General features: G+C 57.1%; 4 protein-coding genes. 2 read left to right on the top strand and 2 right to left on the bottom strand.

The genetic code is table 11. From position 1 onward, the window contains the following. On the top strand, nt 1-674 hold a 674-nt coding region (locus tag Q0510_RS03740), incomplete at its 5' end, for a pirin-like C-terminal cupin domain-containing protein (protein WP_298708396.1). 10 nt (nt 675-684) lie between these two features. Then, on the top strand, nt 685-1,392 hold the full coding sequence (locus tag Q0510_RS03745) for a DNA alkylation repair protein (protein WP_298708398.1): 708 nt from the start codon (nt 685-687) through the stop codon (nt 1,390-1,392). Between the two features lie 38 nt (nt 1,393-1,430). Here Q0510_RS03745 and Q0510_RS03750 read toward each other — a convergent pair whose 3' ends face one another. Both Q0510_RS03750 and Q0510_RS03755 read right to left on the bottom strand, forming a co-directional pair. Beyond that, entirely contained in the window at nt 1,431-2,753 is a 1,323-nt protein-coding gene (locus Q0510_RS03750; RefSeq protein ID WP_298708400.1) for a hypothetical protein, read from the bottom strand. Nucleotides 2,754-2,763: 10 nt separating this feature from the next. Beyond that, on the bottom strand, nt 2,764-3,739 hold a 976-nt coding region (locus tag Q0510_RS03755), incomplete at its 5' end, for a hypothetical protein (RefSeq protein WP_298708402.1).

Below are 3,739 nucleotides of genomic sequence, written 5' to 3' on the forward strand. Positions count from 1 at the left end.
TTTCGCCGGTGACGTTTATTTTCAAAGGCGGCGTCCATCACCGCGACAGCCGGGGGAATAACTCGGTGGTCCGCGCGGGCGGCACGCAATGGATGCATGCGGGCATGGGCATCGTGCACAGCGAGCGCCCGCCGGATGATATCCACGAAACCGGCGGCGAACAGGAAATGATCCAGATATGGGTGAATTCTCCCGCCAGCCGCAAAATGGCGCAACCCACTTATTTCCCTTTACACGCCGCAGATACGCCCGTGGTAACGAGTGAAGACGGACTGGTAACCATTTCCGTGGTGGCCGGGGAACTGCTGGGGGTGAAAGGCCCCGTGCCCACCCTCACGCCGGTCAATGCTTTCACGGCGCATTTCCGGAAAGGGGGGCAATTCTACATTCCCCTGTCCGAAACCCGCCACGCCTTCGTGTACCTGCTCGACGGCGAAGTGAAAATCACCGGGGCGAGCGTTTACACCGGGTATCATTGCCTGGTGTTCCGGGAAGACGGGAAAGGGATCGGGATCACCGCTGAAGAAGATACCCGCCTGTTCATCGCTTCCGGCGAACCGATCGGGGAGAAGATCGCGGCGAACGGGCCGTTTGTGATGAATACCGAAACGGAAGTGCTCGAAGCCATGCGTGATTATCAAATGGGAAAAATGGGTATATTGATAGAAGAGTAAATCCTCCGTCATGACACTTGTAGAAACCATGGCGGCCATTGCTGCCGCCGGTACCGCTCAAACGAAAAAGACGCTGATGAACCACGGCGCCCGGGAGCCTGTTTCCGGCGTGAAAGTCTCCGACCTGAAAGTCATCCTCAAGCAGATCCGCAATGACCAGGCGCTCGCCCTGGCGCTGTACGATACCGGCCATTACGACGCGCAATACCTCGCGGGCCTCGCTGCCAACGGCGCGCTCATGACGGCCAAACAACTGCGCCGATGGGCCGAAACGCCCAACGCCCTCGCCATCAGTGAATATTCGGTAGCATGGGTAGCCGCCGAGCACCCGGATGCCTGGCAAATCGCGCTGGAGTGGATCGATGATCCCGCAACATCCGTTGCCGTCAGCGGATGGGCCACGCTCGCGGGGCTCCTGTCCCTGCTGCCCGACGAGAAAATAGATGTGCCGGAAGTAGTGCAACTGCTCACACGCATTGAAAAAGAAATCCATGGTGTGCACGACCGGGTGCGGTATGTGATGAACGGGTTCGTCATCAGTGCGGGAACGTATGTGGATGCCGTGCACGACGCCGCGGTGGCCACTGCGCGTAAGAATGGCATTTTGCATGTAGATATGGGCGATACGGCCTGTAAAGTGCCCGTGGCGGAAGCGTACATCGCCGCATCGCGCGGCCGGCCGGGAGGGGCGAAGAAAAAGAAAACGCTTAAATGTTGAATAAAAAAGCCGCGCGGATTGCGCGGCTTTTTTTATCGTCAGTTTTTTTGCAGCCAGACTTCATAAATCGTACTGCCCGCATTAGTTGGGTTGAAACCATTGCTCTGGGGGGCCGTAGCTTCGATCCCGCCGAACATCCAGCCGATGAGCGTATTGCCGGAAGGCAGCTTCGCGTAATCGATCACGTCTTCCGTTTTACCCATCACGGCAATCTGCGGATTGATGAGAAAAGCCGCATTGGCGCCAATGTACCCGGGCAGGGTGCTGTTCAGCTGCGGGTATTCCTGCGTCCCTTTCAGCCCGCGCACGATCGTAGATACCCGGTTGAACCAGGGCATGAAGTTCGACGCATTGCCAGGCACCTCACGGCCCTGGTCGTCGATATACCAATCCGTAATCCCGCCGATGAATGAAACATAGGCTTCGTTGCTGGCGGAATTGAACGCGGAAATCGCCGCGCAATCGTACAGGCAATACCGTTGTTTGAACGACGTGTCGATCTGCGCCAGGGTATTGAAGCCCATGTCCTCGAAGTAAACAGGGTTCACGAAAGGCCCGCCCTGGTTGTTGAATACGCCGCCAAACACCGCCACACCTACGTTCCGGTTGGCGGGCATCACCATTTTCACGGAAGGGTAATCGCGCCGGTGGAACTGGTTGGCGCCGTTGTATGACTGGTTGGTGGTGATAACGTTGTAGTTGCCGATGACGGGCGCGCCATTAAGCGTGCTCAGCGTGAACCGGGCAATCTGCTCCGTATACTTTCCTGTTACGCCCCCGGAATATTTCCCGTTGTAATCCTGTCCCATCACGAGATGAAACCAGTTGTTGAGCTTGGTGAGATACCCGCCGGTAACGGCCATACGGCTGTCTTGCGTGGTTTTGATGTAATTGTTGAGCGCGTAACCGTTCTGTACGCCCGCAATAGTACGCTGCACGTCGATCGCGGTTATCAGCGGGAAGGTCTGGTAACAGCTGTCGTTCGGGCAACCGGCGCCGTACCCTCCGATGCAATACAGGATGTTGCCGTCCTGGTAAAACGCCATATTGGTGGAGCTCAGCTGGTATTGAAGCGCCGGGGGGATGTTGCCTTTCCAGGACCTGTTGTTGGCGGGATCTATCACCCAAATGAAGGTGTTGGACTTCGATGTAGGGAAGGTGGATCCTGGGCCCGAGGTTCCGTGGAACCCATTGGTTCTCCCGCCCACCAGCAGCCAGAGCCCGTTTTGTACGGCGATGGCATAGGATTGCAGGGCGGGGGCGGGTTGGGATGATGCTTTTTGCAGCGTGATGGTGTAGGGCGCCTGTGCGGCGGCCATGAGGCCGGTGCAAAGCAGCAGGCCGGTGATCAGGTATTTCATGGATGTGATTTTAAGGGTTGATGATTTTGAGGCACCAGGCGGTGAGCAGTTTCCGGCGGGAGGCCGACAGGTCGCGGGTCCTGGGCATGGCGATGGAACTGTTCCATTGCGGCAGGCTGATCCGGTCGAGCAGGGCGCGGGCCATCACGGGGTCCTGCCAGATGGATGGATCATTCAGCTTCAGCACCCTGCTCATCGCGGGATAAAGCAGGTAGTAGTTGCGGAGCACCTTCTCGTAAATCACGTCGAAAGTGAGCCTGTCGTTGCCGGTGGGTTGCGGTGAGGAAGGGTCTTTGTAATACTGCGAATAATCCTCATCGTTCGGCAGTATGCGCACGTTGATGATCGATCCGGTGAGCGGATTGAACTGACCGTAATTGATTGGCGGGGGATTGTCGCGCGTGGTGCAGGTGATCAGCACATTCCCGTTCTTGAAAACCCCCAGCGTGATGGGATCGCCGAGGTTGTACCCGCTGAGCAGCAGGGTGGCCGGACCGGGCGACTGGTTGGGCGTGGTATCGTAATACCACAAATCGAAGGTATTGCCACCGTTATCGGTGAGCTTCTGACCGTTCTGGTAGCCGGTAAAAGAGATCGGCACCGTGTCTGCGCCATCGTCGCGGAAGCGGTTGGTGCTGGCGTTGGGACTGGAAGTATCCTGCTCGGCATATACGCCGGAAGTTTCGGAGAAGAGAAACAGCGGCTTTTCGATATGGATGGCCTGGTTGATGCCCTGGCTGCCGCCGCAATAGAGGTAGAATTTGTACCCGTCGTTCAGGGCGCTGTCTACGAACGCATTCCAGGTAAAATCGAAGATCCAGCCGTTGGCGTCGTTGGTGGCCATATTCACAAATTCGTGCCGCTCGTTCACATTCTGTACGAGCTCGGAGTTCCGGCGGTTCTCAAAAATCACTTTCAGGATCGATGCAACGCGCTCGATTACTTTCAGCTCGTCTTCGCCCGGTACTGAGATACGATCATAATAG

The organism is uncultured Chitinophaga sp., from assembly GCF_937874145.1.
Lineage (GTDB): Bacteria > Bacteroidota > Bacteroidia > Chitinophagales > Chitinophagaceae > Chitinophaga.